Source organism: Neorhizobium sp. NCHU2750 (genome assembly GCF_003597675.1).
GTDB lineage: Bacteria > Pseudomonadota > Alphaproteobacteria > Rhizobiales > Rhizobiaceae > Neorhizobium.
Map to the genome: position 1 here is coordinate 1352564 of NZ_CP030827.1, position 26514 is coordinate 1379077.

Genomic DNA, 26514 nt, shown 5'->3' on the forward strand with positions numbered 1-26514 from the left:
CGGGCATGACAGCACGGATATTGGTGGTCGACGACATCCCGGCGAATGTGAAGCTCCTGGAAGCGCGGCTTCTGGCTGAATATTTCGACGTGCTGACCGCCGATGACGGCTACAAGGCGCTGGCGATCTGCGACAGCACCCATGTGGATCTGATCCTGCTCGACATCATGATGCCCGGCATCGATGGTTTCGAAGTCTGCGAGCGGCTGAAGGCCAATCCGAAGACCGCCCATATCCCGGTCGTCATGGTCACCGCCCTCGACCAGCCGTCCGACCGCGTCCGCGGCCTCAAGGCCGGTGCCGATGATTTTCTGACCAAGCCCGTCAATGACATCCAGCTGATCTCGCGGGTACGCAGCCTCGTGCGGCTGAAGGCGCTGAGCGACGAATTGCGCATTCGCGCCGATACTGCCCATAGCCTTGTGCTGGAAGACATGCTGAAGAGCGTCGACGGCCGCGACGACAGCGGCCAGGTTCTGCTCGTCGACGGGCGGGCAAGCTCGCAGGAACGCATCATCAAGGCGCTGAAGCCCATCTGCAATGTCGTCGCCATTTCCGATCCGCAGGCGGCGCTTTTCGAGGCTGCCGAGAGCGCCTGGGATCTCGTCATCGTCAATGCCAATTTCGAGGATTACGATCCGCTGCGCCTCTGCTCGCAGCTTCGCTCGCTGGAGCGGACCCGTTTCCTGCCGATCCTGCTTGCCACGGAGGCCGGTGCCGAGGACATGGTCGTCCGGGCGCTCGATCTCGGCGTCAATGACTATATCATGCGCCCGATCGACCCGAACGAGCTTCTGGCCCGCACCCTGACCCAGGTGAAGCGCAAGCGCTATAACGACCGGCTTCGCATGAGCGTCAAGCAGACGATCGAGCTTGCCGTCACCGATGGCCTGACCGGGCTCAACAATCGCCGCTATCTCGACAATCACCTCAAGGTGTTGTTTACCCGCGCCACCGTCAGAGCCCGGCCTCTGTCGATCTGCCTGATCGATATCGACCGCTTCAAGTCGGTCAACGACACCTATGGGCATGATGCGGGTGATGACGTGCTGCGCGAATTCGCCAGCCGCATCCGCTCGACGGTTCGTGGTGCCGATCTCGCCTGCCGCTACGGCGGCGAGGAATTCGTCGTCATCATGCCCGATACCGATGCCACCGCGGCTGCAGCCGTAGCCGAGCGCCTGCGTGCCATCATCGAGGAGACGCCGTTCATGCTCAAGAGCGCAGCCACGGCGTTGAACCTGACGGCATCATTCGGCCTTTCATGCACCACGGGTGGTGCCGAAACGCCCGAACAATTGCTCAAGCAGGCCGATCAGGCGCTCTATACCGCCAAGGCCGAGGGCCGTAATCGGGTTGTCGCCAACGCGGCCTGAGCGTCGATCAAGCCGTGTGACATTGTGTCGCATTCTTCGGAAGACGGTCCGAGATGGCATCGCATGCGGACCGATTTCCGGGGCGCCCGATGCAAAATCGCAGCCGTCCGACGCCATGGAATTGCCTGGTGCATGGGTGGCCGGAGCAGATTTCTGTGCGATTTTCCCGTGTTTTCACGGCATTCAGGCTTCCGCGGCCTATGTAGATATCAACAATATGCCATGTCTATCGCGCAGGTTGCTGTTCATGTCGGCGCTGGATTGTGGACGGTCTACCGAAATAATCGACCTGAAGTTGTCTTCACTAAGAAGCCGGGGCGTGTCTGGAGGTTGATTTACTTGGGCGCTATTGCGACAGCCTACTTGAAACTGGGTGGTGGCGTACAAATTTTAACCAATAGTAGAACCAAGTTTTCCGCGCAGTTAAGAATCTATTGATTTTCTTTTTGCTTTGCGCAATTTTGACCCTGACGACAAACAAGTGCCCAAGCGGCACTCTCATACCCCATGATGCTCAGGTCCGCCGCATCTCCTGGGTCGTGGGGTCGGTCGACCGGCAGGCATGCCTATGCGGTTCCTCGTGCCGTTATTGCAGGCTGGTCGACCCCCAATTCAAAACGCCGCTCTCGAAAGGGACGCGGCGTTTTTTCGTTGAAGGCGTGCGGCAACCGTCGGCCAGCACGGTCTGGGCCAAAAGAAAAGGCGCCTGACCAGACCGGTCGGCGCCCCTTGTCTGGAAGACCGGGATCAAGTCTTACTTGATCTTGGTTTCCTTGAATTCGACATGCTTCTTCGCGACCGGGTCATACTTGGTCTTGGTCATCTTGTCGGTCATCGTGCGGCTGTTCTTCGTGGTGACGTAGAAGAAACCGGTGTCAGCCGTCGACAGCAGCTTGATCTTGATGGTCGTAGCTTTCGCCATGGTTATTCTGCCTCTAGAAAATAGGAAGCCACTGGCGCGATGTGCTCCACGGCTAAATCTGGCGCGAAATTACAAATCGCGCGCCAAAAGTCAACTCCGTTTTGACTGGAAAAGCGGTCTGCAGAGCGCAACCAGCACGTAAAAGCCGAAGAAAGCCGCCAGAGCCCAGGCATAACCGCTGGTTCCGGCCACATCCATCGCAGCGCCGATCCCCTGCGGACCGGCAACGGTGCCGACTGCATAGCAGAAGATGAAGGCCGCATTGGCAGCGGCGAGATCCGCCCCGCTGAGTCGTGCGCCGAGATGGGCGAGGCCGACCGTATAGAGGCCCGATACGCAACCGCCCCAGAAGAACAGGATGACGCCCATCAGGATCCAGTTGTGAATGAGCATCGGCAGGGCCAGCGAGCCGAGCACGCCGAGCACCGCCATGGCGGCAAGCAATGGTCGCCTGTCACGCAGCCTGTCGGAGACGAGGCCGAGCGGGATCTGGAAGGCCATGTTGCCGATGCCCATGACCGTCAACAGCACGGCCACCTGCGATTCCTGCAATTGCTCGCGCAGGGCATAGATCGGAAACAGCGAAAGCCCGCCTGCCGAAACCGCGCCGAAGGCGAAGACCGCTGCGGTGGCCGTCGGCACCAGGAAGATGTAGTGGAGGAAGTGCCGCTCGGGAGCCTCATCGAGCACCGGGCTTTCATGCCGGGCGATGAAGATCGGGATGAGGGCGAGAAGGATGATCAGTGCGCCCGCCAGGAACGGCATGACGCCATCGCTTCCAAGTGCGGAGAAAAGCAGCGGCCCGCAGGCAAAGCCGACCGCCAGCACCGTCGCATAGATGCCGAGCACGAGACCGCGGCGGCGGGGAGGGGCTGCGGCATTGATCCAGAATTCCGACAGGATGAACAGCGTCGTCGTCGCGCCATGGAAGGTGAAGCGCAGCGGAAACCACATCCAGAAGGACTGGGCGTAATAGAAGCCGAGGGCGCTCGCTGCTGCAACGACGACGGCAAACATCATCGTCTTCGCCACGCCGCATGTATGGGCAAGCTTGGTGGTGACCGGAGCGGCCAGCATCGAGGCTATGCCGGCCATGGCGGCATTGAGCCCGATCAGCGTCGAGGGGATACCGCGCTTCTCCAGGATGATGGATAGAAGCGGCAGCCCGAGTCCGATCGCAATCCCCACCGCGCTGATGGCGGCGATGGCAGCGGCGAGCGAAGGCCAGTGGATTTTCTCGACATGCCCGTTTGCGTCGGTCGTCGGCTGCGGCATTACTCTTCCTTACAGTCGGCTCTCGACGAAACGTCCGCGGTGTACCCTATAGAAAGGGACGGGGCTTCCGAAAGGCAAGGACGGACTGAGTTCCATCAGGGTCATGACGTCCTCCAGAACCGTTTTTGTGATCCGCGCGAGTTTCAGACTAAAAATTGTTGCAATGTCAAGCCATTGCAAGTCCTCCAGCTCGTCCGTATCGCCGAAATGCGACATGTCGAAGACACTCTCGTCGCAAAAGCCCAGAAAGAAGCGGGTGTCATAGCGACGCGGGTGGCCCGGCGGGGTGATGGCCCGCGCGACATAACGCAGCATCCCGAGATCCGGGCCGCCGGCGCCTGCTGTGCCTATTCCTGTTTCTTCCGTCAGTTCCCTGAGCGCGGCAACTGCCAGGGCGCGGGCACGCGCGGGGCTCATCTTGCCCGGCATCTCTGCCAGAAGCTTGTCCATCACCATCGGATGGAGGTCGGATGAAACGGACGCGGCACTGTCGCCACGGTCACGTCGGCCGCCGGGAAACACGTAGAAATCGGGCATGAAGACATGTGAGGCCGCCCGTCTTCCCATGAGGATGCGCGGCAGCGGGCCGGAACGATCGACAAGGATCAGCGCTGCGGCGTCGCGTATGCGCACGGTCGCAGGCCGCGGCCCGGTGCTCGCTTCCAGCGAGAGAAGGGAACCATCGATGGCCGTCCTCATGGCTGCGGGCCGTCGAAATCGGCGGTCTTCACTTCGCCGGCTGCGGCAAAGCCATGCATGCGATAGGCCCATTGCAGGCCGATTACGCCACCCTTGATCGGCTGGATGGTGGCAAGAGCTGCGATAACCGCGAGCGGGATCCAGATCGCCGCATGCACGAAGGGCGGCACGCGCCACAGCATGTCGGTCAACAGGTAGCCGGTCATCAGCACATGGCCGACGACGACAATGACGAGATAGGCGGGCAGGTCGTCGGCCCGCTGTGGCGTATAGTCCTCGCCGCAGACGGCACAATGGTCGACCGGCTTGAGGAAGGCACGGAAGAGGCGGCCGTCGCCGCATTTGGGACAACGACAGGCAAGGCCGCGCCGGATGGACTGCGCCAAGGAACGTTCATGGGGACGTTCGGGCGCACCGTCACCGCCATATTTCATGGTCGTTCCGGTGCGCTCGTTCATCTCATCTCCTGCGTCCGCGGGGAGGGCGCGTGCCCGGCTTCTTCGGTTGCCCGCCCGGACGGTTGCGTTTCCCGCTCTTGTGGAAGGACCGCATGGCCGTCGGCAGCTTCTTGCCTTCGCTCAGCATCTCGAACTGCAGCGCGCCGGCCAGCGGGATCGCATCCTTCAGCCGCACGTCGACCGTGTCGCCCAACTGGTAGCCGAGCCCCGTGCGTTCGCCCGAGAGTGCCTGATGCGCCTCGTCATAGATGTAATAATCGTTGCCGATCGTCGACACCGGCACGAAGCCATCGGCGCCATAGGTCGGCAGCGAGACGAACAGGCCGGCCTTGGTGACGCCGGAAATCCGCCCCTCGAATTCTTCGCCGATACGGGTTGCCAGATGATGGGCGACGAGCCGGTTGATCGTGTCGCGCTCGGCCGCCATGGCCCGGCGCTCGAAGGTCGAGATCTCGGCAGCGATATCGTCGAGCTGCGCCTCTTCCTCGGGCGTGATGCCGCCTTCGCCAAGCCCGAGCGATCCGACCAGCGCACGATGCACGATCAAGTCCGCATAGCGGCGGATCGGCGAGGTGAAATGCGCGTATTTCATCAGGTTGAGGCCGAAATGGCCGATATTTTCCGGGCTGTAGACAGCCTGGCTCTGCGAGCGCAGCACCATCTCGTTGACCATGATCTGGTGCGGCGTACCCTCCGCCTTCGACAATATGCCGTTGAAGGAGTTGGAACGCATCTGCCCGCCCTTGGCCATCGAGATGCCGAGCGTGGCGAGGAAGTCGCGCAGGGTTTCCTGCTTGGCCATCGATGGGCCGTCATGGATGCGGTAGACGAGCGGCTGGCGCTTCTTCTCCAGCGTCTCGGCGGCGCAGACATTCGCCTGGATCATCATCTCTTCGATGAGCTTGTGCGCATCGAGCCGTTCCGGCACGAATACCCGGTCGACGGTACCATCGGGTTTCAGCAGGATCTTGCGTTCCGGCATGTCGAGTTCGAGCGGCTGGCGACGGTCGCGGCCGACCTTCATGATCTTGTAGGCGTCCCAGAGAGGCTTCAGGATCGGCTCGAGCAGCGGCCCGGTCTTGTCGTCCGGCTTACCGTCGATTGCCGCCTGTGCCTGCTGGTAGGAGAGCTTGGCGGCACTCTTCATCATGATGCGATGGAAGGTATGGCTCGCCTTGCGGCCTTCCTTGGAAAACACCATGCGCACGGCCATCGCCGGGCGGTCCTCGCCTTCGCGCAGCGAGCAGAGATCGTTGGAAATCCGCTCCGGCAGCATCGGCACGACACGGTCGGGAAAATAGACCGAATTGCCGCGCTTCAACGCTTCGCGGTCGAGCGGCGAGCCGGTGCGCACATACCAGGAGACGTCGGCAATGGCGACCGTGACGATCACGCCGCCCGGATTGTCGGGGGACGTGTCGGGCTCGGCATAGACGGCGTCGTCATGGTCCTTGGCATCGGCCGGGTCGATCGTGACGAGCGGCAGGGTGCGCCAATCTTCACGCTTCGACATCGAGGCGGGCTTGGCAGCCTCGGCCTCATCCATCACCTGCTTCGGGAAAATATGCGGAATGCCATGCGAATAGATGGCGATCATCGAGATCGCCTTTTCCGAGGCGACCGATCCGACGACGGACAGAACGCGGGCGCGCGGCAGGCCGAAACGGCCCGAGCGAACGGTCTCGCTCTCGACCAGATCGCCGTGCTTGGCATCACCCAGGCCATCGGGCTCGATCACCATTTCCTCACCGCGCCGGTCGGTCGGCAAGAGGCGGATCTCGCCATCGGCAAGCTTGTGGACGACGCCCAGCGTCGCGCCGCGACGCTTGTCGATCACCTTGATGACACGCGCCGTATAGGCCGGGCCGGAACGGTCCTTGTTGGGGAATATCTTTGCCAGAATGCGGTCGTTGAGGCCGGCTGCGGGCGCCTTGCCCTTGCCGCGGTTCTCCGACGACTGGCGGATCAGCACGGCCGGTGCTGCGCCGAGTTCTTCCGGCCACTCGGCCGGCCGGCCGATCAGCTCGCCATCCTTGTCGCGGGTGGTGATGTCGAGCACCGTCACAGGCGGCAGCGCGCCGGGACGCGCCAGCGACTTGCGGTTCTTGGTCAGAAGACCCTCGTCCTCGAGCTGGCGCAGCAGGTCTTTCAATTCGACGCGCGTCTCGCCCTTCAGCCCGAAAGCCTTGGAGATTTCGCGTTTCGAGGCCTTGTCCGGATTGTCGGAGATGAATTCGAGCAGGACTTCGCGCGGCGGGATGGCGCCCTGGACGATCGCGGGTTTTGCCTGCGAGCCGCTGGCCCCGGAACCAGAAGCCATTCCTCGCTCGGCTCTCTCGGCGCGCTTCCGCTGCCGATGCGATCTGATGTCGTCGTCCTGCTCTTCGCTCACGTATCCGTCTTCTTCGCGCTTGTTGCGGCCTTCTTCGCCGGTGCCTTCTTGGCCCCAGCCTTGCTTGAAGCAGCCTTCTTCGCCGCAGCTTTCTTCGGGGCCGAGGCCGTGGTCTCGCCATCAGCCTTGGCGGCAGCCTTCTTCGGCTTTGCCTTGGATTTTGCTGCCGGCTGCTTGCCGCCCTTTTCGATGATCAGCGCCATCGCCTGTTCCATCGTCACCGACTGAGGATCCATGCCCTTCGGCAGGGTGGCGTTGATCTTGCCCCAGTTGACATAGGGACCATAGCGGCCGTCGCGCACGGTGACAGAACCGCCATCCGGATGATCGCCGAGTTCCTTCAAGGCCGCCGGTGTGCCGCGGCCACGACCGCCCGGACCCTTGGCGGCCTTTTCGGCCAGCACGGTCACCGCACGGTTGAGGCCGATCGAAAACACGTCTTCGATGCTCTCCAGGTTTGCATAGGTGCCGTCATGCAGTAGGAACGGCCCGTAGCGGCCAAGACCGGCCGAGATCATCTTGCCGGTTTCCGGGTTCTGTCCCACGTCGCGCGGCAGGTTGATCAGCGCCAGCGCCTTCTCGTGGTCGATATCCTCCGGCTTCCAGCCCTTGGGCAGCGACGAGCGCTTGGCCTCCTTGCCTTCGCCGCGCTGGATATAGGGTCCGAAACGGCCGGACCGCAGCGTCAGTTCCTCGCCCGTATGTGGATCGGCGCCCAGCGCCTTCGGCTCGTTGAGGCCGGATGCTTCGGCCTCGTTGCCTTCCGACGACAGCTGACGGGTGAAATTGCATTCCGGATAGTTCGAGCAGCCGACGAAGGCGCCATACTTGCCGAGCTTGAGCGACAGGTGTCCGGTGCCGCAGACCTGGCAGATCCGCGGGTCGGAACCGTCTTCGCGCTTGGGGAAGACCAACGGTGCCAATGCCTCGTTGAGCGCATCCAGAACATTGGTGACACGCAGTTCCTTGGTGTCTTCGATCTGGGCGAAGAAATCCTGCCAGAAGTCGCGCAGGACCTGTTTCCAGTCCAGTTCGCCGGCCGAAATCTTGTCGAGCTTCTCTTCCAGATCCGCAGTGAAATCGTATTCCACATATTTGGTGAAGAAGCTTTCGAGGAAGGCCGTCACGAGGCGTCCCTTCGAATGCGGGATCAGCTTGCGCTTCTCGGTGATCACATATTCGCGGTCAGACAGCGTCTTCAGCGTTGCCGCATAAGTGGAAGGACGGCCGATGCCGAGCTCTTCCATCTTCTTGATCAGCGATGCTTCCGAATAGCGCGGCGGCGGCTCGGTGAAATGCTGGCTGGCATTGACCTTGCTCTTGTCGAGCTTTTCGCGCGCATTGATCTCCGGCAGGCGGCCATCCTCGTCGTCGTCCTCGGATTTTTCATCCTCGTCGCGGCGATCCATATAGGCGCCGAGGAAGCCGTCGAACCGGATGACGGAGCCGACGGCGCGAAGGCCGGCGCGGTCGGAGCCGTTGGCGGCAAGGATCTCGACCGTCGTGCGTTCCATCTCGGCCGACGCCATCTGGCTGGCGATGCCGCGCTTCCAGATCAGCTCGTAGAGACGCGCCTGGTCGGCGTCGAGGAACTTCCTGACCTGGTCCGGTGTACGGTTGAAGTCGGTCGGGCGGATCGCTTCGTGGGCTTCCTGGGCGTTCTTCGCCTTGGTCGAATAGAAACGCGGCTTTTCCGGCAGGTAGCGATTGCCGAACTGGCTGACGATGGCGGCGCGTGCCGCGTCGATCGCTTCCGGCGCCATCTGCACGCCGTCGGTACGCATATAGGTGATCAGGCCGACTGTCTCGCCGCCGATATCGACACCTTCATAGAGCTTCTGCGCCACCTGCATGGTGCGCGAGGCGTTGAAGCCGATATTCGACGAGGCTGCCTGCTGCAGCGTCGACGTCGTGAAGGGCGGGCCGGGATTGCGTTTGACCGGCTTTGCCTCGACGCTTTCCACCACATAGGAAGCGCCTTCGAGCAATGTCTTCAGGCGGTTTGCATCGTCGCCGGTCTTGATGCCGCGCGGCGCAAGGCGCTTGCCATCGGCCTGGACCAGCTTGGCTTCGAACTCGTCGCCGCGCGGCGTCTTCAGGAGAGCCGAGAGATTCCAGTATTCTTCCGAGACGAAGCGCTCGATCTCGTTTTCGCGGTCGCAGACGAGGCGCAGCGCCACCGACTGAACGCGGCCGGCAGAGCGTGCGCCCGGCAGCTTGCGCCACAGGACCGGCGAAAGGTTGAAGCCGACCAGATAGTCGAGCGCCCGGCGCGCCAGATAGGCGTCGACCAGCGGCACGTCGATATCGCGGGGGGCGGCCATCGCGTCGAGCACGGCCTTCTTGGTGATCGCGTTGAACACGACGCGCTTGACCGGCTTGTCGCCGATGACGCGCTTCTTCTTCAACAGGTCGAGCACATGCCAGGAAATCGCTTCACCCTCGCGATCAGGGTCGGTCGCGAGAAACAGGCCGTCGGAATTCTTCACCGCGTCGGCAATGTCCTTCATGCGTTTCTGCGAGGCGCTGTCGACCTCCCAGGACATTTCGAAGTCCTGGTCGGGAAGCACGGAGCCGTCCTTTGCGGGAAGATCGCGGACGTGGCCAAAGGAGGCGAGAACCTTATAACCCGAGCCCAGATACTTATTGATCGTCTTGGCTTTGGCTGGAGATTCTACAACGACAACATTCATCTTGGTTCTCTGCAATAGAGCGAGGCCCGGAGCGCTTGTCGGTCCAGGCGGAATTTTGACTTCCCGACATGGAGGGCGTTTGTCCTCCGGTCAAGGGCCTAAGTGAAATTACCGCACTTCAGGAAGTGCAATCGAGGGGTGTTGTGATCTGACTTGCAATCATAAATATTTGCAATAAAGTCCATCGTAATCGCTTTAGTGAAGATAATTTCACTGATTGACGATGAAGGGGATGGGGCATGTCAATTCATTTGAGTGGGCTCCGCGAGGGGCATTCGGTCGAGAATATCGCATACATCCGCCAGATGCTGGGCGAACTGCGCCAGATCGCCTATCGCGAGGGAGCGGACATGCTCTGCTATCTCGTCGAGATGGCCTATGTGGAGGCGGGCGACATCCAGTCGGGTACGCGACCCCCGTCATTCATCCGGCGCAAGGGAGACGAGCCCGCCGGCATGACGGTGGAGCCGTCCGGCAAGATCCAGTTCGAGTAGCACCAGATAGACGATCGAGGCGGCGACGCCGGTATGGCGAATGATGTCGTCTATGTCGGCGGGGCTCGGCCCGAGTGCCGAGACGATGAGGTGGCGCTCGTCGTCATCCGGCGGCAGCATCGTGCCCATCGGCTTGTCCGGCTCGTCGATCACCGGCGGATCGAAGAGATCAAGCTGCGACAAGGGGGCGAGCGTATCGAGCACGTCCTGCGGCCCGGTTGTCACCACGGCACCCTGTTTGAGCAGGCCATTCGTGCCGTGGCAGCGCGGATCGAGCGGCGAGCCCGGCACGGCGAATACGATGCGGCCGAAATCCGACGCCATCCGCGCCGTGATCAGCGAGCCGGAACGCTCCGCCGCCTCGACCACCACGACGCCGAGCGAGATGCCGGCGATCAGCCGGTTGCGCCGCGGAAAATCCCGCGCCCGCGGCTCCCAGCCGAATGGCATCTCGCTGATCGCAAGCCCGGCGCCGCTGGTGATCTCGTCCAAGAGACCGAGATTCTCGGGCGGGTAGGGCTGGTCCAGCCCGCCGGCCAGAACCGCGATCGTTCCGGTCTCCACACTTGCCCGATGCGCTGCCGTATCGATGCCGCGGGCAAGGCCCGAGGTGATGACATAGCCGGCCTCACCACAGCGCCGGGCGATCATCGCCGCAAACTTGGCGCCGACGACAGAGGCATTGCGCGAGCCAACAATGCCGAGCGACGGGCGGGTGGCGCTGGAAAGATCTCCCTTCATCGCAATCAACGGCGGGGCGCCTTCGATATGCCGAAGGGCCGGCGGATAATCCGGTTCGCCGATGCCGACAAAGGTGGCGCCGAACCTGCGTGCCGCGTCCAGTTCCCGTTCTGCATCGGCGACGCTGGCGATGCGCAGCGCACGCGTCGCGCCGCCGCGCTGGGAAAGCTCCGGCAGCATGGCAAGCGCGCCGTCCGCCGAGCCGTAGTGATTGATCAACTGCCGGAAGGTCGCCGGTCCGACATTGTCCGAACGGATCAGCCTCAACCATGCGATCCGCTGCCGGTCGCTGAGCCTGATGCCACTCTTGCCTGTAACCCTATCGACTGACATTCGACATGAATTCCGCGCGGCAAGGGGCAGGTGACGATCGTCTCGCCCCGAAGCTGAATTGTTGAAACCGGGCAGACTATCGTGGTTTCGGCATGCGACCGCAAGTGGCGCTTTGTGGGTGAAATCAATTCCTGCGTTTAAGCAGGGCAAGCCCGGCCAGCGGTAGCGGCAGCGTCACCGCGAGCATGAGCCAGAGCAGTGCATAGACCTGATCTATGCCGTCGTTCTGCAGGTTGACGTAGAGTTTTACCGGAATGCCCTGAGGGAAATAGGCGAAGATGGTGACGATGCCGAATTCGCCGATCACCCGTACCCATGCGACGATCAGCCCGGCGGCAAGTCCGCGTGCGGCAAGCGGCAGCGTCACCAGCCGGAATATCTGGAAACCGCGCGCACCCAGAACCATGGCAGCTTCCTCGGCATCCACCGGAACGCCTTCGAAGGCTGCCGATGCCGCCATGATGAAATAGGCGATGCCGCCATAGACCTGCGACAGGATGAAGGCCCCGGCATTGTTGTTGAGTTCCAGCCCGATCCGGCCGAGCAGCGAGCCGACCGTCGCATAGGGGCCGTAGACCGACAGAAGCACGATGCCCATACCGAGTGGCGGCGTCAGGAGCACGGCAAGCACGGCAAGTTCGACCAGCGGCTTCAGCCGCGAGCGCGTGCGTGCGAGCCAGAGCGCAACCGGCGTTCCGAGTAGAAAGATGAGGATGATCGAGATCAGCCCGAGCGACATCGACACTTCGACAGCGTCGCCGTCGCCATAGGCGAAATGGAAATCGCTCCAGCCAGTCTGCCACAAAAGCACCGCGAAGGGCAGCACGCAGAGCAGGCAGGCCGGAAGTATGAAGAAGGGAAGGGCGGGCATCGATGGTACGCGCCGGGCGCGTGATGCGCCCGGCCGGACCATGCCCGCCCGCAATTCCTGCTTTATCGGATCAGTGATAGAGGCCATCGCCCTTCGGTTGGTCATAGCCGTTGTCGGCAAACAGCTTCTGTCCCTCGGCGCTGTTCATGAAGTCGACGAACTTCTTGGCGGTCTCCGGGTTCGGAGCATTCTTCAGCACGGCAGCATAGAAGACCAGCGGCTCGGGCTTCAAGGTCTGTTGCTTGCCATCGGCGCCCTTCACGTCGAAGCTGACCGTATCGTACCACTTGGCCGAATCCTGCGGATTGCTGAGATTGATCTCGTCCGGCAGTTCCACATAGGGCAGCTTGGCCGAGATGACGGCGCTCTTGTAGCCCGACGAGGCATCGATCTGCCCGGCTTCGAGCCGCGCCAGCATGTTGCCTTCCATGAATACCTGCTTGGTGTTGAGCACTTCGCCGAGCGCGGTCTCTTCAAGCTTCGGCTGCTTGTAGTATTTCTCGGCCAGAAGCATAGTGAAGATGATGTTCTGTCCCTGCGGGTCACCGATCGGGTCGGTGCGGCCGAATTTCAGCTCCGGTGTCTCAAGGATCTTCCACCAAGGTTCGGCGCCGGCCGTGTTGGCGGCGGCGGCCTTGAAGGCCTCGCCATATTTACCCTTCGGATTATAAGCGATCACCATGCTGGTGCTGGCGACCGGAACGGCCGTATCGATGAGACCGGCTTTCTTCAGCACATCCATCGGGCCGGGCGTGATCGAGACGAAGACGTCGGCCGGCACCTGTTTGGAGGCGATCAGCTTGGCCATTGCATAGGCACCACGGCCCTGGCCCTGATAGGTGACATCATTTGCCTTGGCGAAAGCCGGGCCGAGCGCCTTGTCCATGACGACGCCCATCGAGCCGGCATAGGTGACGTTGAGATTGGCGGCATCGGCCATGGAGGCACCCGATAGCAGCGCCGAGGCGAGGGCGAGCGTCTTGAACTGTCTGAACACGTTGAAAGTCCTTCGTTATATTCAATCGAATATCTCGATGGTTAGACCAATGCACCCGGCTTGCGAACATGCCAAGTCAAGTGCCGCCGTCACGTTTTCGTGAGATGATTTTGCGCTCTGCCTGCTCCCCGCCAAGGGGCACGCCGTTAGCCTTTCTGGCCGATCCTGCTCTCGGTACCGGCAAGCAGTCTCTGGATATTGGCCTTGTGCTTGATCCAGGAGATCACGGTCATGATGGCCATGACAAGAGCGATCTTCGGCTCGTGGATGAACCACAGGACGATCGGCACCACGACGGTCGCAAGCAGTGCCGAAAGCGACGAGTATTTGCTGATCTTGGCGGCCGAGAGCCACACGACGGCAAACACCAGCACCATCCATGGCGCCACGCCGAGCAGCATACCAATATAGGTGGCAACACCCTTGCCGCCCTTGAAGCCCAGCCAGACCGGATAGAGATGGCCGAGAAAGGCTGCAAAGCCGGCAAGCAGGCCTGCTTCCGGCCCGAATGCATACAAGCCGATCAGTGCCGCAGCGGTTGCCTTGAGAGCATCGAGCAGAAGTGTCGCCGCTGCTATCTTCTTGTTGCCGGTGCGTAGCACATTCGTCGCGCCGATATTGCCCGAACCGATCGAGCGGATATCGCCGAGCCCGGCCATGCGGGTGAGGAGGAGACCGAACGGGATCGAGCCGAGCAGATAGCCCAGGATCAGCGCGCCGGCCGCGATCGGCAGGGTGATCTGCCAGGTAAGGAGTTCGGTCATTTGGTCGCCCATTCTTGCGAGTTGCCCCAATAAGCCCCTCTCTTGCGATTTCTAACACTTAGCCTCCGGCTAAGATGTTGAAATCGCATTCTCTCCCGCAAGGGGAGAGATGGGAGGAGGCGTCGCCGCGACACTACCTCTCCCCTTGCGGGAGAGGAAGAAAAATCAGCGCCTTAGCCCAGCGGGCTAAGTGCTAGATTTTTCAGGAGAGGGGCATGCGGTTCACGTCACCCGAGATTATGCACGCATTTGCCGGCCACGTAAGTGGCTACGGCCCGGCCGAAGAAGCGTGCCTCGTCGAAAGGCGTATTCTTCGAGCGCGACACGATCTGATCCTTCGACACCAGCCACGGATGATCGAGGTCGATCAGGGTAATGTCGGCCTTGGCGCCGGGTTTCAGCGTGCCGGCGTCGAGACCGAAGATCTGCGCTGGCCTGGTCGACATAGCATCGATCAGCCGCATCAGCGGCACGCGGCCGTCGTGATAAAGGCGAAGGGCGGCCGAAAGCATGGTTTCGAGCCCGATCGCGCCATCTGCGGCGTCGGCGAAGGGGAGCCGCTTGGTATCGACGTCCTGCGGATCATGCGAGGAGACGATGATGTCGATCGAACCGTCGGCAAGCGCATCGACCATGGCACTGCGGTCGTCTTCTGAGCGCAGTGGCGGCGACAGCTTGAAGAAGGTGCGGTATTCGCCGATGTCGTTTTCGTTGAGCGACAGATGGTTGATCGAGATCGCGCAGGTGGCGTTGGCGCCGCGCGCGCGGGCAACCTTCATGGCTTCCACCGATTCCGGCACCGAAATCTTGGCCGCATGGTATTTCGCCTTGGTCAGTGCCGCGATCCTCAGGTCCCGCTCCAGCGGAATGAGTTCGGCTTCCTTCGGTACGCCAGAGAGGCCGAGCCACGAGGCGAACAGGCCCTCGTTCATCACCCCGTTGCCGAGATATTTCTCTTTCAGTTCGAGCGAGATGACCGCGTCGAATTCCCGCGCATAGGTCATCGCCCGGCGCAGCAGCAGCGTATCGGAAAGGCCGTGACGGCCATTGGTGAAGGCCACCGCGCCGGCCTCCTGCAGCAGGCCGAATTCGGTCATTTCCTTGCCATCGAGGCCCTTGGTCAGGGCGGCGGCCGCATGAACGTTGACGACGGCCTTGTCTCGGGCGGTCTTGTGGACGAATTCGACGAGCGCGATGTCGTCGATGACAGGTGCCGTATCGGGCATCATGATGAAGGAGGTGACGCCGCCGGCGGCCGCAGCGCGGCTTGCCGATTCGATCGTCTCGGTGTGTTCCGCACCAGGTTCACCGACATAGACGCGGGCATCGACAAGGCCCGGTGTCGCAACCAGACCCTTGCAGTCGCGAACGACGGCACCGGCCGGCACGCCCTGGTTCTGCGCATCCTTGCCCGAAGCGAGGATGCGACCGTCTTCGCCGATGACGATCGTGCCGACCTCATCGAGATTGCGCGACGGATCGATGATGCGGACATTTTTGAGAACGGCGCTGTTTGACGGGTTCGACGTCATGCCCACTCTCCCTGGTTAGAGGTGAGAAGTGTCTCCATCACCGCCATGCGCACTGCGACACCCATTTCGACCTGGCTCTCGATGACGCTCTGCGGACCGTCTGCGACTTCCGAGGCGATCTCGACACCGCGGTTCATCGGGCCCGGATGCATGACGAGCGCATCGTCCTTGGCGGCCTTCAGCTTTTCCGCGTCGAGGCCGTAGAAGTGGAAATATTCGCGCACCGAAGGCACGAAGGCGCCGGCCATGCGTTCGCGCTGCAGGCGCAGCATCATCACCACGTCGGCATCCTTGAGGCCCTCTTCCATCGACTGGAAGACTTCGACACCCATGTCGCGGATGCCGGATGGAAGCAGCGTCGAGGGCGCGACGACCCGCACCCGCGCACCCATGGCGTTGAGCAGCAGGATGTTGGAGCGCGCCACGCGCGAATGCAGCACGTCGCCGCAGATCGCCACGATGATGCGCGAAAGCTTGCCCTTGGCGCGGCGGATCGTCAGCGCGTCGAGCAGAGCCTGTGTCGGATGTTCATGCTGGCCATCGCCGGCATTGACCACCGAGCAGGCCACCTTCTGGGCGAGCAGCGCGGCCGCACCGGCAGAGGAGTGACGCAGCACCAGCACGTCGGGGCGCATGGCGTTCAGCGTCATCGCCGTGTCGATCAGCGTTTCGCCCTTCTTCACCGAGGAATTGCCGACCGACATGTTCATCACGTCGGCGCCAAGCCGTTTTCCGGCGAGTTCGAACGAGGACTGGGTCCTGGTCGAGGCTTCGAAGAAGAGGTTGATTTGCGTCAGGCCGCGTAGGGTGGACGTCTTTTTCTCCCGTTGCCGGGAAATCTTCACGGCCTCGTCGGCCTTGTCGAGAAGATAGGTGATGTCCTGTTCGGTAAGACCCTTGATGCCGAGGAGGTGGCGGTGGGGGAAGAAGACCATGGATCGTGTCTCCGCTTGCGTTCGGCGGTCTATAGGCCGTGCGGGCGGAGGCTGCAAGCCGATGTTCGGGTTGTCTACGTCTTGTTCGTCATCATATCACCGTCACCGCGGCTTGGAACCGCCTTACCGTAGGGCCGGCTGTATATCCGTCTTCGAGAAATCATTGCCCTTGTAGAGAAGCCGCTCGCCGGTGAGCATCGCCAGCGCGTAGGAAAAGCAGTCGCCATAGTTCAATGCCGCTGGATGGCGCCCCTTGCCATAGCGGCGCCAAGCCCTGCGAGCCTGATCTGCAAGGCTTGCGTCAACCGCGATGATCTCGGCACCGATCTTGTGCAGCCATAGGTCCAGTTCACTGCCACCGGCCGCGCCGAGGCGTGTTTCGATAACGATAGCAACCTCCAGCCAGGTCGCGGCGGAGATCAGGCGGACAGGATCATCTGCAATGCACTGCTCAAAGGTCGGTGCTTCCGGTTCGTTGAGGGCGATTGCAACGATGGCGGATGTATCGATCACCATCAGTTCGGCAATCCATCATCGTCATAGCCGATGATCTCGTCATCGCCGCGAGTGTCGAGAACGGGCATCCGGCTCCACCGCCCGCGGCTGGCTGCCATGTCTTCCAGCAACGCGGCCTTGCCGGCATCGGATCCCATGCGGCGCAAACGCTCCTCAAGCGCCCGACGCGTGGCGACAGTGATTGTTTCACCGGTGCGTTCAGCAAGGGCACGCGCCAATCGTTCCGTCTCGCCGTCCTTGATGCTGAGTGCCATGCGGTTGGGATCCATTCTGCCTGATTGGCTATATTCTACCAAGTTGTGGGCGTGCCTGGAAGATGTTGCAAGGATCGCCGAGGCGGATCGATCCTGGCCCCGCGACCTTTTGTTGAGAACGACTGAATTCCTCAAGTGGCGCCGTTCCCACTCCCGTTAACTTCCGCTAGAAGCGGACATATGAACGAGTTGACCCGCGCCGAAGAAAAATTTGCCGAACTGAACCAGCCTGCGCCCTGGTCCGGCATCAATGCCTATCGCTCCGATCCGCTTCTGGTCGATCTGACGGGTGGCCTCAATCGCACGATCCGCGAGGAATATGACCAACTCGGCCGCTATGTGACGTCGCCGGAAGCGCAGGAACTGGCGCGCATGGCCAATGAAAGCCCGCCGAAGCTGAAGACCCATGGTCCGCGCGGCGAGCGTCTCGACGTCACCGAGTTCCACCCGGCCTGGCACGCGCTGATGCGCCGCTCGATGCAGACCGGGCTGCATTCCTCGATCTGGGACAACATCCCGGAAGCCAAGGGCAGCGAACACAAGGTCCGCGCCACGCGATTCTATCTGACGGCGCAATTGGAAACCGGGCATCTGTGCCCGCTGACCATGACCAGCGCCTCGGTTGCCGCGCTGATGGCCTCGCCCAGGGTGCAGAAGGAATGGGCGCCGAAGATCCTGTCGCGCAAGTACGATTCGACCAATCGCCCGGCCATGCAGAAGTCGGCGGTCACGCTCGGCATGGGCATGACCGAAAAGCAGGGCGGCACCGATGTGCGTGCCAACCGCTCGACGGCCGAACGCGTCGGCGAGGGCATCTATCGCCTGTCCGGCCACAAATGGTTCATGTCGGCGCCGATGAGCGACGGCTTCGTCATGCTGGCCAAGACCGGCAACGATATCAGCTGCTTCCTCGTGCCGCGCCTGCTTGAGGATGGCTCCGCCAACGGCCTGCAGTTCCAGCGGCTGAAGGACAAGCTCGGCAACCGCTCGAATGCCTCGGCCGAAGTCGAGTTTTCCGACGCTTTCGGCTACCTGCTGGGCGATCCGGGCGCCGGCATCCGCACCATTCTCGACATGGTCACCCTGACCAGGCTCGATTGCGCCATCGCCTCCGCCGGCATGATGCGCGCCTCGCTCGCCGAAGCGGTCCATCACACGCGTGGCCGCAGCGTCTTCGGCAAGAAGCTCGTCGATCAGCCGCTGATGACCCGTGTGCTCGCCGACATGGCGCTCGATGTGGCAGCCGCCACCGCGCTCGGTTTCCGTCTGGCCGAAGCCTTCGACCGCGCCGCCGGCAATCCGGCCGATGCCGCCTTTGCCCGCGTCATGACGCCGGTCGTCAAATACTGGAACTGCAAGATCGCCCCGTCGCTGATCTACGAGGCGATGGAATGCCTCGGCGGCAACGGCTATGTCGAGGAACGCCCGATCGCCCGTCACTACCGGGAAGCGCCGGTCAACGCGATATGGGAAGGCTCGGGCAATGTCATGGCGCTCGATGTGCTGCGTGTCCTGCAGCGCGGCCGCGATCTCTTCGATCTGGTGCTTGCCGGCTTCGAGCGCGATCTCGGCGCTTCGGGCCGCAAGACGGTCGAGGTGCTGCGGGCTGCCATGGCGCTTTGCGAGCGGGACGAGGGGGCTGCCCGTCTTCTCGTCGAGCAACTGGCACTTGCCGCCGGTGCCGCGGAACTTGCCCGTCTCGGTGCCGGCAAGATCGCCGATGCCTATCTCGAAACGCGGCTCGCCGGCGGCTGGCGCTCGACCTACGGCATGCTCGATGCCCGCTTCGATGCGAGCTATATCGTCGACCTGCTTTATCCGCCGGCGACATAGGCTGCCAGATACATGGCGATCGGAATGGTGATGAAGGCAAACGCCGTCTGCACCGTGGCGGCGGCGGCGTAAAACTCGGCGTCGCCCCCCATCTGCTTGGCAAGAACATAGCCGTTCATCGCCGTCGGTACGGCAGCACTCAGCGCCAGAAGCGCGAGATTGGTGCCGGTCAGCCCGACCGCCATGCCGACCCCGATGGCGAGCACCGGAAAGACGACGAGCTTCATCACCACGGCCGACAGAACGCCGATACTGGGCTTCAGCGCGTCGGCGACCTTCAGGCCGGCGCCCACCGTGATCAGGCCCATGCTGAGCGAGGCCTGCGACAGAAGGTCGACTGTCGCCATCACCGGCCTGTAGACGGGAATGCCGATCAGGTTGATGCCGATGCCGAGGATCGTGGCAATGATCATCGGATTGCTGAGAATGCGAAGGGCGATTGCACCATAATCGCGCTTCTGCCCGGAAAACACGGCAAGCACGGCAATGCTGCCGGCATTGACCGGCACGATCACCGCCGCCATCACCATGCCGACGACGACGAGGCCATGCGCGTCATAGGTCTTTGCGGCAATGGCGAGCGCCATGAAACCGTTCCAGCGCGTCGAGGTCTGGTAGAGCGAGGTAAACGTCGATGGCGTCATGCTGCCGCGCTTCAGCACCGGCCAGGATGCCAGCACCACGAGCGACATGGTGACGAAGGCGACGATCGCGATCAGGCTGAGATGCACGCTGCTGGCATCGGAAAAATCCGCCTTGGCCATCGTCTCGAACAGAAGTGCGGGAAACAGCACGTAGTAGCTGCACTGTTCCATGCCCTCCCAGAAATGCGGGTTGATCACGGAAGTCCGCTTGAGGCCGATACCGAGAAGCACGAGAAGGAAAACGGGCAGGATGCTTTCGAAGATGGTCAGCATGGTGCAATCGAAGTAAATCTGGATGGGGAGGGAACCGTCTTTTGTCCAGTCGGCTCACAAGGGGCTGAAAGTGGTCAATGTGCATGGAAAGTACGGGAAAGCAATCTGCAATTCTGTGCATCATGTCGCAAGGCGCTTGCCGCTGATCTTCGGTCGGCTTATCCGACAACGACGGATTTTCTGGAGACCGGCGACGAATGCTGCAAGTTCCCGACGCAATGACGCCCAACGCTATGACGCCCGACGCTATGGCGAAGGACGGCACGCCTGCACGGCCGCGCAATCGGGCAAGCACCGAGAAGGCGATCTTCACGGCCGCGCGCAGTCTCCTCGCCGAGCAGGGCTTCCAGGGCTTCGGCATCAACGCGGTCGCTCGTCGCGCCGGTTGCGACAAGCAGTTGATCTATCGCTATTTCGGCGGCCTCGACGGATTGATCGATGCAATCGGCGAAGAGCTCGGCAGCTGGGTCAATGACAAGATCCCGCAGGATACCGGCGGCATGTTCATCCTGACCTATGGCGACCTGATGGAAAAGCTCTCCATGTATTTCATGGAAGCGCTGAGGGACGACCCGCTGGTCTGCAAGATCGTCGCCTGGGAAGTCTCGCAGGATACGCCGCAGGTCCGCCGCCTGTCTGAATCGCGCATGAAGGCGCTCGGCAAATGGCTGGACCGGATGCGCGGTTCGCTCACGCTGCCGAAGGGCGTCGATACGGCCACCACCAATGCGCTTCTCTTCGCCTCGATCCAGCATCTCGTCATCTCGGCGGCCGTCAGCGGCCAGTTTGCCGGCGTTCCGTTGAAGACGGAAAAGGACTGGGAAAAGGTGGCGACGTCCGTGCGCCGCCTCGTTCGCGCCATCTACGGCTGATCCACCCCTTTACTTGTCCACAGCAGGGCGGCGGAAATTAACCATAACGAATGGTTTCCGTTGCGCTGAACTGGCGCGCCTTTAGGTTGGTTAATGAATTGTTAACCAGGTTTACTAAGACAAATGCCGGGTGTGGTAACATTCATCAGAGGACGGGTCTTGCTTTTGCTCCTGACGGGCGCATTTGCGGCACTGGCGCTCGATATCACGGTTCCTGCGGTGGTGTTGAGCCTGATGGCGCTGTCGAGATGGTTTGTCTCGATGGACATGGACCTGGCAGAGCTGGAAGGTAAGGCCGCATGAAGTGGTTCTTGATACTCTGGGCAGGTCCGGTTGCCCTGCTGACCAGTTGGTATGGTCTGTCCTATTACGATATGAGCTTCGGCTTCTTCATGCTGACCCGCCACACGCATGATCTCGTGTTCCAAATCTATGGCCACATTCTCGGCATTCCGCCGGAAACCATCCCGCCGCTTGTCGCCCGCGCCATGGCCTTCGACAGCCTGGTCGTCTTCTTGATCGTCGCCTATCGCAAGCGCAAGGCGATCGCTGCCTGGTGGCACCGCCGTCAGGCGTCCCGTGCCCCCGTGGCGGAGGTCCGCAGCGACAAGAGCCTGTCGAGCGCTCCCTGAAGAATGAAGCTTGCTGCGGCCGAATCGATCCGTTCGGCCCGCTTGGCGCGGGACACATCCATTTCAAGCAAAGCCCGCTCGGCCGCGACCGTCGACAATCGTTCGTCCCAGAAGATGAAGGGCAGGGCGGTCTTATCTGCCATCGAACGCACGAAGGCGCGCGTCGCCTGAACGCGGGGACCGGCAGAACCGTCCATGTTCATCGGCAGGCCGATGACGAAGGCCGACACTTTTTCTCTTTCGGCGAATGCCAGCAGCACTTCCGCATCCTGGGTGAATTTCACCCGCTTGATCACCGACCTGGGGCTCGCGAAACGGCGGCCGAGATCCGACATGGCAAGCCCGATCGTCTTGGTGCCGAGGTCGAGCCCGGCAATCGCCTGGTTCGGCTGAAGTTGCTCGGCCAGTTCCTCGATGGTCAATGTCGCCATGTCTTCAATATTCCCGCGTCTTCAATGCTTGCGCCTCGTCAACGTCCCGGTATCAGTTCTTCTTGCGCACGAACTCTGTGCGCAGAACCAGCCCCTTGATCGTCTCATGCCGGCAGTCGATCTCTTCCGGATTGTCGGTGAGGCGGATCGAGCGGATGACGGTGCCCTGCTTCAGCGTCTGGCCGGCGCCCTTGACCTTCAGGTCCTTGATCAGCGTCACGGCATCGCCATCGGCAAGCACGTTGCCGGCCGAGTCTTTGACGGCCGAAGCCGCGGCGGCCTTGGCTGCCATTTCGGAGGCTGGAAGCCATTCGCCGCTTGCCTCGTCATAGATATAGTCGTCGTCGCCGCCAGCCATGTTGCTTCCTTCGTCATGAAAAATCGATCCATTGCCGATATGGCTCGCAAGAGAGCCGGCAATCGCTGACGGTCGCTTATCTCACGGCCGAGGTGCTTGCAACTGCTGCCGGCTACCTTGGGTAGCGCGCATGCTCCGGCAACGGCAGCACGGCCCGCGTCCATCGAAACGCCTCTCGCCGGACATTTGAAATCGACGGCTGCCATGCTATTGTTGAATGAGGAGGTGAGACGACCTTCCTTCCGGTGGGAGCCGGGCTTTCGCCCGACCCCCGTGCTGTTAACGGCGGAATATGAAGCTAAGGCTGCAACCCAAGAACTTCACAGTCACCGTAACCCGGATTTTCAATCGTCTCACCTCCTTTCGTCGCGTCGAAACGTCCGTTTCGACCTCTCCTATTTATCAAATTTCGATTTGATGTGTTCCCCCTCATTCCCCTGTATTGGAGGACGTTCTCCCATGAAGATCACCTGGCTCGGCCATGCCGCGTTCCGTCTCGAGACCGCAAAGGCAAAGATCCTGATCGATCCGTTTCTGAGCTATAACCAGCCCTTCGCCGATGCCGGCCTGAACATCAAGGATGTCACCGAGGGCGTCACCCACATCCTTCTCACCCACGGTCATGCCGACCACGTCGGCGATACCGCTGCGATCGCAAAGGAAAAGGGCGCCGTTGTCCTCGCCAATGCCGATCTGGGCTCCTGGCTTGGCACCAAGGGCGTCGAAAAGATCGAGATGGGCAATACCGGCGGTACCGTCGGCTTTGACGGCTTCACCGCGACCTTCACCCAGGCGCTGCATTCCTCCGGCCAGGTGGACGAGATGGGCGTCGCCCATTCACTCGGTTCGGCCAATGGCCTGATGCTGCATTTCGACGATGAAATGTCGGTCCTTCACATGGGCGATACCGACATCTTCACCGACATGGGCCTGATCAACGAATTGCATCAGCCCGATATCGGCCTCGTCCCGGTCGGCGATCGCTTCACCATGGGCGGTGCGGTGGCGGCTCTTGCCTGCCAGCGCTTCTTCGATTTCAAGCACGCCATCCCCTGCCATTACGGCACCTTCCCGATCATCGACCAGACACCGGAAAAATTCGTCAAGGGCATGGACGGCAGCCGCACCCGGGTAGATGCACCCGCAGTCGGCGTGACGCTCAGCTTCTGATAGCAAACATAAAAAGAGCCATGCCGGCTGGACCGGCATGGCTTGATTCGGCCTGGGATTGATCCGGCCTGGGCAGCCTGAAGCTTGTCAGGCTTTCGGCGGCAGTTTGCCTGCGAACTGCCCAACGGCTTCCACGCGGCGTGTCAGCCTCGGATAGAGCGAGAAAATGTGGAGCACGAAGCCGGCGATCGACGGCACCTTATGCTCCTGCGCCTCGAAGGCCGTCGGGTTCATTTGCGCGTTGAGCTTGGCGCTGCCGCAAGCCAGCATTTGCAACGCAGTGCGCGAGGCCTGCAGATTGCGGCAAACGATGAAGCCGACACGGTCACATGTCAGTTCCCGGCCTCGCGAATAGGCCGCTGCGAGGAAGGGCACGATATAGGCCGGCAGATGCAACAGGTTCACCGCTGTTCCCAGATGGCCGGCGGCATGGTGGCCGAGTTCGTGACCAATGACGAACCTGATTTGATCGTCATTGTCCGCATCGATCAGTTGGGACGTAAGCCAGATATAGCGCGTGCGACCGACAAGCGTCAGTGCCATGGCATTCATCACGCCGCTGGAATTGTAGACGAAGGCCTGGGGGGCTTCCTTCATGCCGAGCGCCGCAGCACCTTCTGCGACCATCTTGTGCAGGTGCGGGAACTGCTGTTCGCCGACCATGACATAGTGGCCGATCATATAGGCGCGAACGAGGGCCCGCCCCACAAAGCTGATGAACCACAGGATGGCGATATAGAGGACAATCATGGCGATGATCGCCAGGCTGTGCATCATCGCAAAGGCGACAAGTGCGATGATGGCAGCTGCCCAGACCAGCGTGCCGATCACCAACATCACCGTGCCATAGAGCTTTTCCTTCGGGTGACGGACCTTCGAAATCCTGAAATCCATAAAACATTCCTTTTATATGAGTTTTTTATTCAGGTATTCTGTCGGGGACGGTTTAATCAACCCTTGATCGAGTGAACAACGGCGAATTCCACAGCCTGCGAGACGGTCCGCTCGAAAGAATGTTCGGCCGACATTCTCCCTCAGCATGCGGTGTCGCGTCGGGGAGGCTGCGTATGCGCGTGATTTGCGATGTTGCGTGCGGCTTAGGCAGTTGCGAAGGGCGGGCATGGCCATTATAGCGAAGGGGATTTTTATTGCCCGGAGTTGAGCCATGTCCGTCGATCTCGCCACCGTAAAGCGCGTCGCGCGCCTTGCCCGTATTGCCGTCACCGAAGACGACGCCAATCGCATGGTGGGCGAGCTGAATGGCATCATCAATTTCGTCGAGCAGCTTTCCGAGGTTGATGTGACCGGCGTCGAGCCGATGACCTCGGTCACGCCGATGGACATGCGCAAGCGCCAGGACGCCGTCACCGACGGTGACAAGGCCGAGGATATCGTCGCCAACGCTCCTGTCACCGACCGCAATTTCTTCCTGGTGCCGAAGGTCGTCGAATAAGCCGCTTTTCAAGCCGCTTCCGATCTTCTCCACGCATTCGAACAGTTTTGAAGAGACCATGACCGAACTCACCAGCCTCACCATTGCCGAAGCCCGCGAGAAGCTTGGCACCAAGGAAATCACCTCGGTCGAGCTGACCAAGGCCTATGTCGACGCGATCGAAGCCTTCAACGGCACGTTCAATGCCTATGTCACCGTGACGCCGGAAAAGGCGATGGAAATGGCAAAGGCTTCCGACGAACGCCGCGCATCCGGCAAGGTCGGCGAGCTGGAAGGCATTCCGCTCGGCATCAAGGACCTGTTTGCCACCGAAGGTGTCCACACCCAGGCCTGCTCCCATATTCTCGACGGCTTCAAGCCGAAATACGAATCGACCGTCACCCAGAACCTCTGGGACGATGGCGCCGTCATGCTCGGCAAGCTCAACATGGACGAGTTTGCGATGGGTTCGTCGAACGAGACCTCGTTCTATGGCCCGGTCATCAACCCGTGGAAGGCTGAAGGCTCCAACCAGCAGCTCGTTCCCGGCGGTTCTTCCGGTGGTTCGGCCGCAGCCGTTGCCGCCCATCTCTGCGCCGGCGCCACCGCCACCGACACCGGCGGCTCGATCCGCCAGCCGGCAGCCTTCACCGGCACCGTCGGCATCAAGCCGACCTATGGCCGCTGCTCGCGCTGGGGTACCGTCGCCTTCGCATCCTCCCTCGACCAGGCAGGCCCGATTGCCCGCGACGTGCGCGATGCTGCGATCATGCTGAAGTCGATGGCCTCCGTCGACAAGAAGGACGCGACCTCCGTCGATCTGCCGATCCCGGATTACGAGGCAGCGCTTGGTCAGTCGGTCAAGGGCATGAAGATCGGCATTCCGAAGGAATATCGTGTCGACGGCATGCCGGACGAGATCGAGGCGCTCTGGCAGCAGGGGATCGCTTTCCTGAAAGATGCCGGTGCCGAGATCGTCGACATCACCCTGCCGCACACGAAATATGCCCTGCCGGCCTATTACATTGTCGCTCCGGCCGAAGCCTCGTCCAACCTTGCCCGTTATGACGGCGTCCGCTACGGCCTGCGCGTCGACGGCAAGGATATCGTTGACATGTACGAAAAGACCCGCGCCGCCGGCTTCGGCACCGAGGTCAAGCGCCGCATCATGATCGGCACCTATGTTCTCTCGGCCGGTTACTACGACGCCTATTACCTGCAGGCCCAGAAGGTCCGCACGCTGATCAAGCGCGATTTCGAACTCGCCTTCCATGCAGGCGTCGACGCCATCCTGACGCCGGCAACCCCGTCTTCGGCCTTCGGCATCGCCGACGAGAACCTCGCCGCCGATCCGGTCGCCATGTATTTGAACGACATCTTCACCGTGACGGTCAACATGGCCGGCCTGCCGGGCATTGCCGTTCCGGCCGGCCTCGACAAGAAGGGCCTGCCGCTCGGCCTGCAGCTGATCGGCAAGCCGTTCGAGGAAGAAACACTCTTCCGCACCGCCCATGTCATCGAACAGGCCGCCGGCAAGTTCACGCCGGCCAAGTGGTGGTAATTGGGCTGGAAATTCGAAAAATGACTGTCGCCGATCACAACGTGGTCGGCGAAGTC

The 26514-nt window shown here is 61.6% G+C and carries 27 protein-coding genes; 9 read left to right on the forward strand and 18 right to left on the reverse strand.

What is annotated here, in order from left to right; translation table 11 throughout:
* The first annotated feature begins 5 nt into the window (after positions 1–5).
* Complete coding sequence (locus tag NCHU2750_RS06570) at positions 6–1376, forward strand: PleD family two-component system response regulator (protein ID WP_119939718.1); 1371 nt, start codon at positions 6–8, stop codon at positions 1374–1376.
* Positions 1377–2130: 754 nt separating this feature from the next.
* On the opposite strand, the gene rpmG is transcribed toward NCHU2750_RS06570, so the two are convergent.
* From rpmG to topA, 6 genes are all read right to left on the reverse strand, one after another.
* A complete protein-coding gene (rpmG, locus tag NCHU2750_RS06575; protein ID WP_003547442.1) occupies positions 2131–2298 on the reverse strand; it encodes a 50S ribosomal protein L33 in 168 nt (55 codons plus the stop codon).
* A 90-nt stretch (positions 2299–2388) separates the two neighbouring features.
* Positions 2389–3573 carry an MFS transporter gene (locus NCHU2750_RS06580; protein WP_119939719.1) on the reverse strand — a complete coding sequence of 395 codons (1185 nt, stop codon included), beginning with the start codon at positions 3571–3573 and terminating at the stop codon, positions 2389–2391.
* A 9-nt stretch (positions 3574–3582) separates the two neighbouring features.
* A complete protein-coding gene (locus NCHU2750_RS06585) occupies positions 3583–4272 on the reverse strand; it encodes an NUDIX hydrolase (protein ID WP_205583877.1) in 690 nt (229 codons plus the stop codon).
* Positions 4269–4730 (reverse strand): DUF983 domain-containing protein, encoded by a 462-nt coding sequence (locus NCHU2750_RS06590; RefSeq protein ID WP_119939720.1) that lies wholly within the window; start codon positions 4728–4730, stop codon positions 4269–4271. The genes NCHU2750_RS06585 and NCHU2750_RS06590 overlap by 4 nt, the downstream gene beginning before the upstream one ends.
* A gap of 1 nt (position 4731) precedes the next feature.
* Positions 4732–7050, reverse strand: a complete 2319-nt coding sequence (rnr, locus tag NCHU2750_RS06595) for a ribonuclease R (RefSeq protein ID WP_119939721.1) — start codon at positions 7048–7050, stop codon at positions 4732–4734.
* 68 nt (positions 7051–7118) lie between these two features.
* Positions 7119–9815 carry a type I DNA topoisomerase gene (gene topA / locus NCHU2750_RS06600; protein ID WP_119939722.1) on the reverse strand — a complete coding sequence of 899 codons (2697 nt, stop codon included), beginning with the start codon at positions 9813–9815 and terminating at the stop codon, positions 7119–7121.
* A gap of 239 nt (positions 9816–10054) precedes the next feature.
* On the opposite strand from topA, the gene NCHU2750_RS06605 reads away from it, so the two are divergent.
* Entirely contained in the window at positions 10055–10309 is a 255-nt protein-coding gene (locus tag NCHU2750_RS06605) for a hypothetical protein (RefSeq protein WP_119939723.1), read from the forward strand.
* On the opposite strand, the gene dprA is transcribed toward NCHU2750_RS06605, so the two are convergent.
* The 8 genes from dprA to NCHU2750_RS06645 all read right to left on the reverse strand — a co-directional run bounded on the left by dprA (position 10235) and on the right by NCHU2750_RS06645 (position 17252).
* Positions 10235–11383 carry a DNA-processing protein DprA gene (gene dprA / locus NCHU2750_RS06610; RefSeq protein ID WP_119939724.1) on the reverse strand — a complete coding sequence of 383 codons (1149 nt, stop codon included), beginning with the start codon at positions 11381–11383 and terminating at the stop codon, positions 10235–10237. The two genes, NCHU2750_RS06605 and dprA, sit on opposite strands and share 75 nt — an antisense overlap.
* Before the next feature lie 124 nt (positions 11384–11507).
* Complete coding sequence (locus NCHU2750_RS06615) at positions 11508–12341, reverse strand: ABC transporter permease subunit (RefSeq protein ID WP_205583878.1); 834 nt, start codon at positions 12339–12341, stop codon at positions 11508–11510.
* A complete protein-coding gene (locus NCHU2750_RS06620) occupies positions 12325–13251 on the reverse strand; it encodes an extracellular solute-binding protein (RefSeq protein ID WP_205583879.1) in 927 nt (308 codons plus the stop codon). The genes NCHU2750_RS06615 and NCHU2750_RS06620 overlap by 17 nt, the downstream gene beginning before the upstream one ends.
* 146 nt (positions 13252–13397) lie before the next feature.
* Complete coding sequence (gene plsY, locus NCHU2750_RS06625; protein ID WP_119943057.1) at positions 13398–14015, reverse strand: glycerol-3-phosphate 1-O-acyltransferase PlsY; 618 nt, start codon at positions 14013–14015, stop codon at positions 13398–13400.
* Between the two features lie 227 nt (positions 14016–14242).
* Positions 14243–15547 carry a dihydroorotase gene (locus NCHU2750_RS06630; RefSeq protein ID WP_119939725.1) on the reverse strand — a complete coding sequence of 435 codons (1305 nt, stop codon included), beginning with the start codon at positions 15545–15547 and terminating at the stop codon, positions 14243–14245.
* Positions 15544–16482 (reverse strand): aspartate carbamoyltransferase catalytic subunit, encoded by a 939-nt coding sequence (locus tag NCHU2750_RS06635; RefSeq protein ID WP_119939726.1) that lies wholly within the window; start codon positions 16480–16482, stop codon positions 15544–15546. Before NCHU2750_RS06635 ends, NCHU2750_RS06630 begins: the two co-directional genes overlap by 4 nt.
* A gap of 123 nt (positions 16483–16605) precedes the next feature.
* Positions 16606–16998 carry a type II toxin-antitoxin system VapC family toxin gene (locus NCHU2750_RS06640; RefSeq protein ID WP_119939727.1) on the reverse strand — a complete coding sequence of 131 codons (393 nt, stop codon included), beginning with the start codon at positions 16996–16998 and terminating at the stop codon, positions 16606–16608.
* Positions 16998–17252 carry a type II toxin-antitoxin system VapB family antitoxin gene (locus NCHU2750_RS06645; RefSeq protein WP_119943059.1) on the reverse strand — a complete coding sequence of 85 codons (255 nt, stop codon included), beginning with the start codon at positions 17250–17252 and terminating at the stop codon, positions 16998–17000. Before NCHU2750_RS06645 ends, NCHU2750_RS06640 begins: the two co-directional genes overlap by 1 nt.
* Positions 17253–17432: 180 nt before the next feature.
* Here NCHU2750_RS06645 and NCHU2750_RS06650 point away from each other — a divergent pair, with 180 nt between their 5' ends.
* Complete coding sequence (locus NCHU2750_RS06650; RefSeq protein ID WP_119939728.1) at positions 17433–19085, forward strand: acyl-CoA dehydrogenase family protein; 1653 nt, start codon at positions 17433–17435, stop codon at positions 19083–19085.
* On the opposite strand, the gene NCHU2750_RS06655 is transcribed toward NCHU2750_RS06650, so the two are convergent.
* Positions 19067–20002, reverse strand: a complete 936-nt coding sequence (locus tag NCHU2750_RS06655) for an AEC family transporter (RefSeq protein WP_119939729.1) — start codon at positions 20000–20002, stop codon at positions 19067–19069. The two genes, NCHU2750_RS06650 and NCHU2750_RS06655, sit on opposite strands and share 19 nt — an antisense overlap.
* A gap of 233 nt (positions 20003–20235) precedes the next feature.
* Here NCHU2750_RS06655 and NCHU2750_RS06660 point away from each other — a divergent pair, with 233 nt between their 5' ends.
* The 3 genes from NCHU2750_RS06660 to NCHU2750_RS06670 all read left to right on the forward strand — a co-directional run bounded on the left by NCHU2750_RS06660 (position 20236) and on the right by NCHU2750_RS06670 (position 21506).
* Positions 20236–20874, forward strand: a complete 639-nt coding sequence (locus NCHU2750_RS06660; protein WP_119943061.1) for a TetR/AcrR family transcriptional regulator — start codon at positions 20236–20238, stop codon at positions 20872–20874.
* Positions 20875–21033: 159 nt separating this feature from the next.
* Positions 21034–21177, forward strand: a complete 144-nt coding sequence (locus NCHU2750_RS06665; protein WP_245480352.1) for a hypothetical protein — start codon at positions 21034–21036, stop codon at positions 21175–21177.
* A complete protein-coding gene (locus tag NCHU2750_RS06670) occupies positions 21174–21506 on the forward strand; it encodes a DUF6105 family protein (RefSeq protein WP_119939731.1) in 333 nt (110 codons plus the stop codon). The genes NCHU2750_RS06665 and NCHU2750_RS06670 overlap by 4 nt, the downstream gene beginning before the upstream one ends.
* Here NCHU2750_RS06670 and ruvX read toward each other — a convergent pair.
* Positions 21443–21937 (reverse strand): Holliday junction resolvase RuvX, encoded by a 495-nt coding sequence (gene ruvX / locus NCHU2750_RS06675; protein WP_119939732.1) that lies wholly within the window; start codon positions 21935–21937, stop codon positions 21443–21445. The two genes, NCHU2750_RS06670 and ruvX, sit on opposite strands and share 64 nt — an antisense overlap.
* Before the next feature lie 52 nt (positions 21938–21989).
* Positions 21990–22295: an alkylphosphonate utilization protein gene (locus NCHU2750_RS06680; RefSeq protein WP_119939733.1), complete on the reverse strand. Its 306-nt coding sequence runs from the start codon at positions 22293–22295 to the stop codon at positions 21990–21992.
* Between the two features lie 459 nt (positions 22296–22754).
* Here NCHU2750_RS06680 and NCHU2750_RS06685 point away from each other — a divergent pair, with 459 nt between their 5' ends.
* Entirely contained in the window at positions 22755–23465 is a 711-nt protein-coding gene (locus NCHU2750_RS06685; protein ID WP_119939734.1) for a metal-dependent hydrolase, read from the forward strand.
* An 87-nt stretch (positions 23466–23552) separates the two neighbouring features.
* Here NCHU2750_RS06685 and NCHU2750_RS06690 read toward each other — a convergent pair whose 3' ends face one another.
* Positions 23553–24359, reverse strand: coding sequence for a M48 family metallopeptidase (locus NCHU2750_RS06690; protein WP_119939735.1), 807 nt, complete (start codon positions 24357–24359; stop codon positions 23553–23555).
* Between the two features lie 271 nt (positions 24360–24630).
* Between NCHU2750_RS06690 and gatC the strand changes: the two genes are divergently transcribed.
* Both gatC and gatA read left to right on the forward strand, forming a co-directional pair.
* Positions 24631–24918 (forward strand): Asp-tRNA(Asn)/Glu-tRNA(Gln) amidotransferase subunit GatC, encoded by a 288-nt coding sequence (gene gatC / locus NCHU2750_RS06695; protein ID WP_119939736.1) that lies wholly within the window; start codon positions 24631–24633, stop codon positions 24916–24918.
* 58 nt (positions 24919–24976) lie between these two features.
* Positions 24977–26458 carry an Asp-tRNA(Asn)/Glu-tRNA(Gln) amidotransferase subunit GatA gene (gene gatA / locus NCHU2750_RS06700; protein ID WP_119939737.1) on the forward strand — a complete coding sequence of 494 codons (1482 nt, stop codon included), beginning with the start codon at positions 24977–24979 and terminating at the stop codon, positions 26456–26458.
* Positions 26459–26514: the final 56 nt, after the last annotated feature.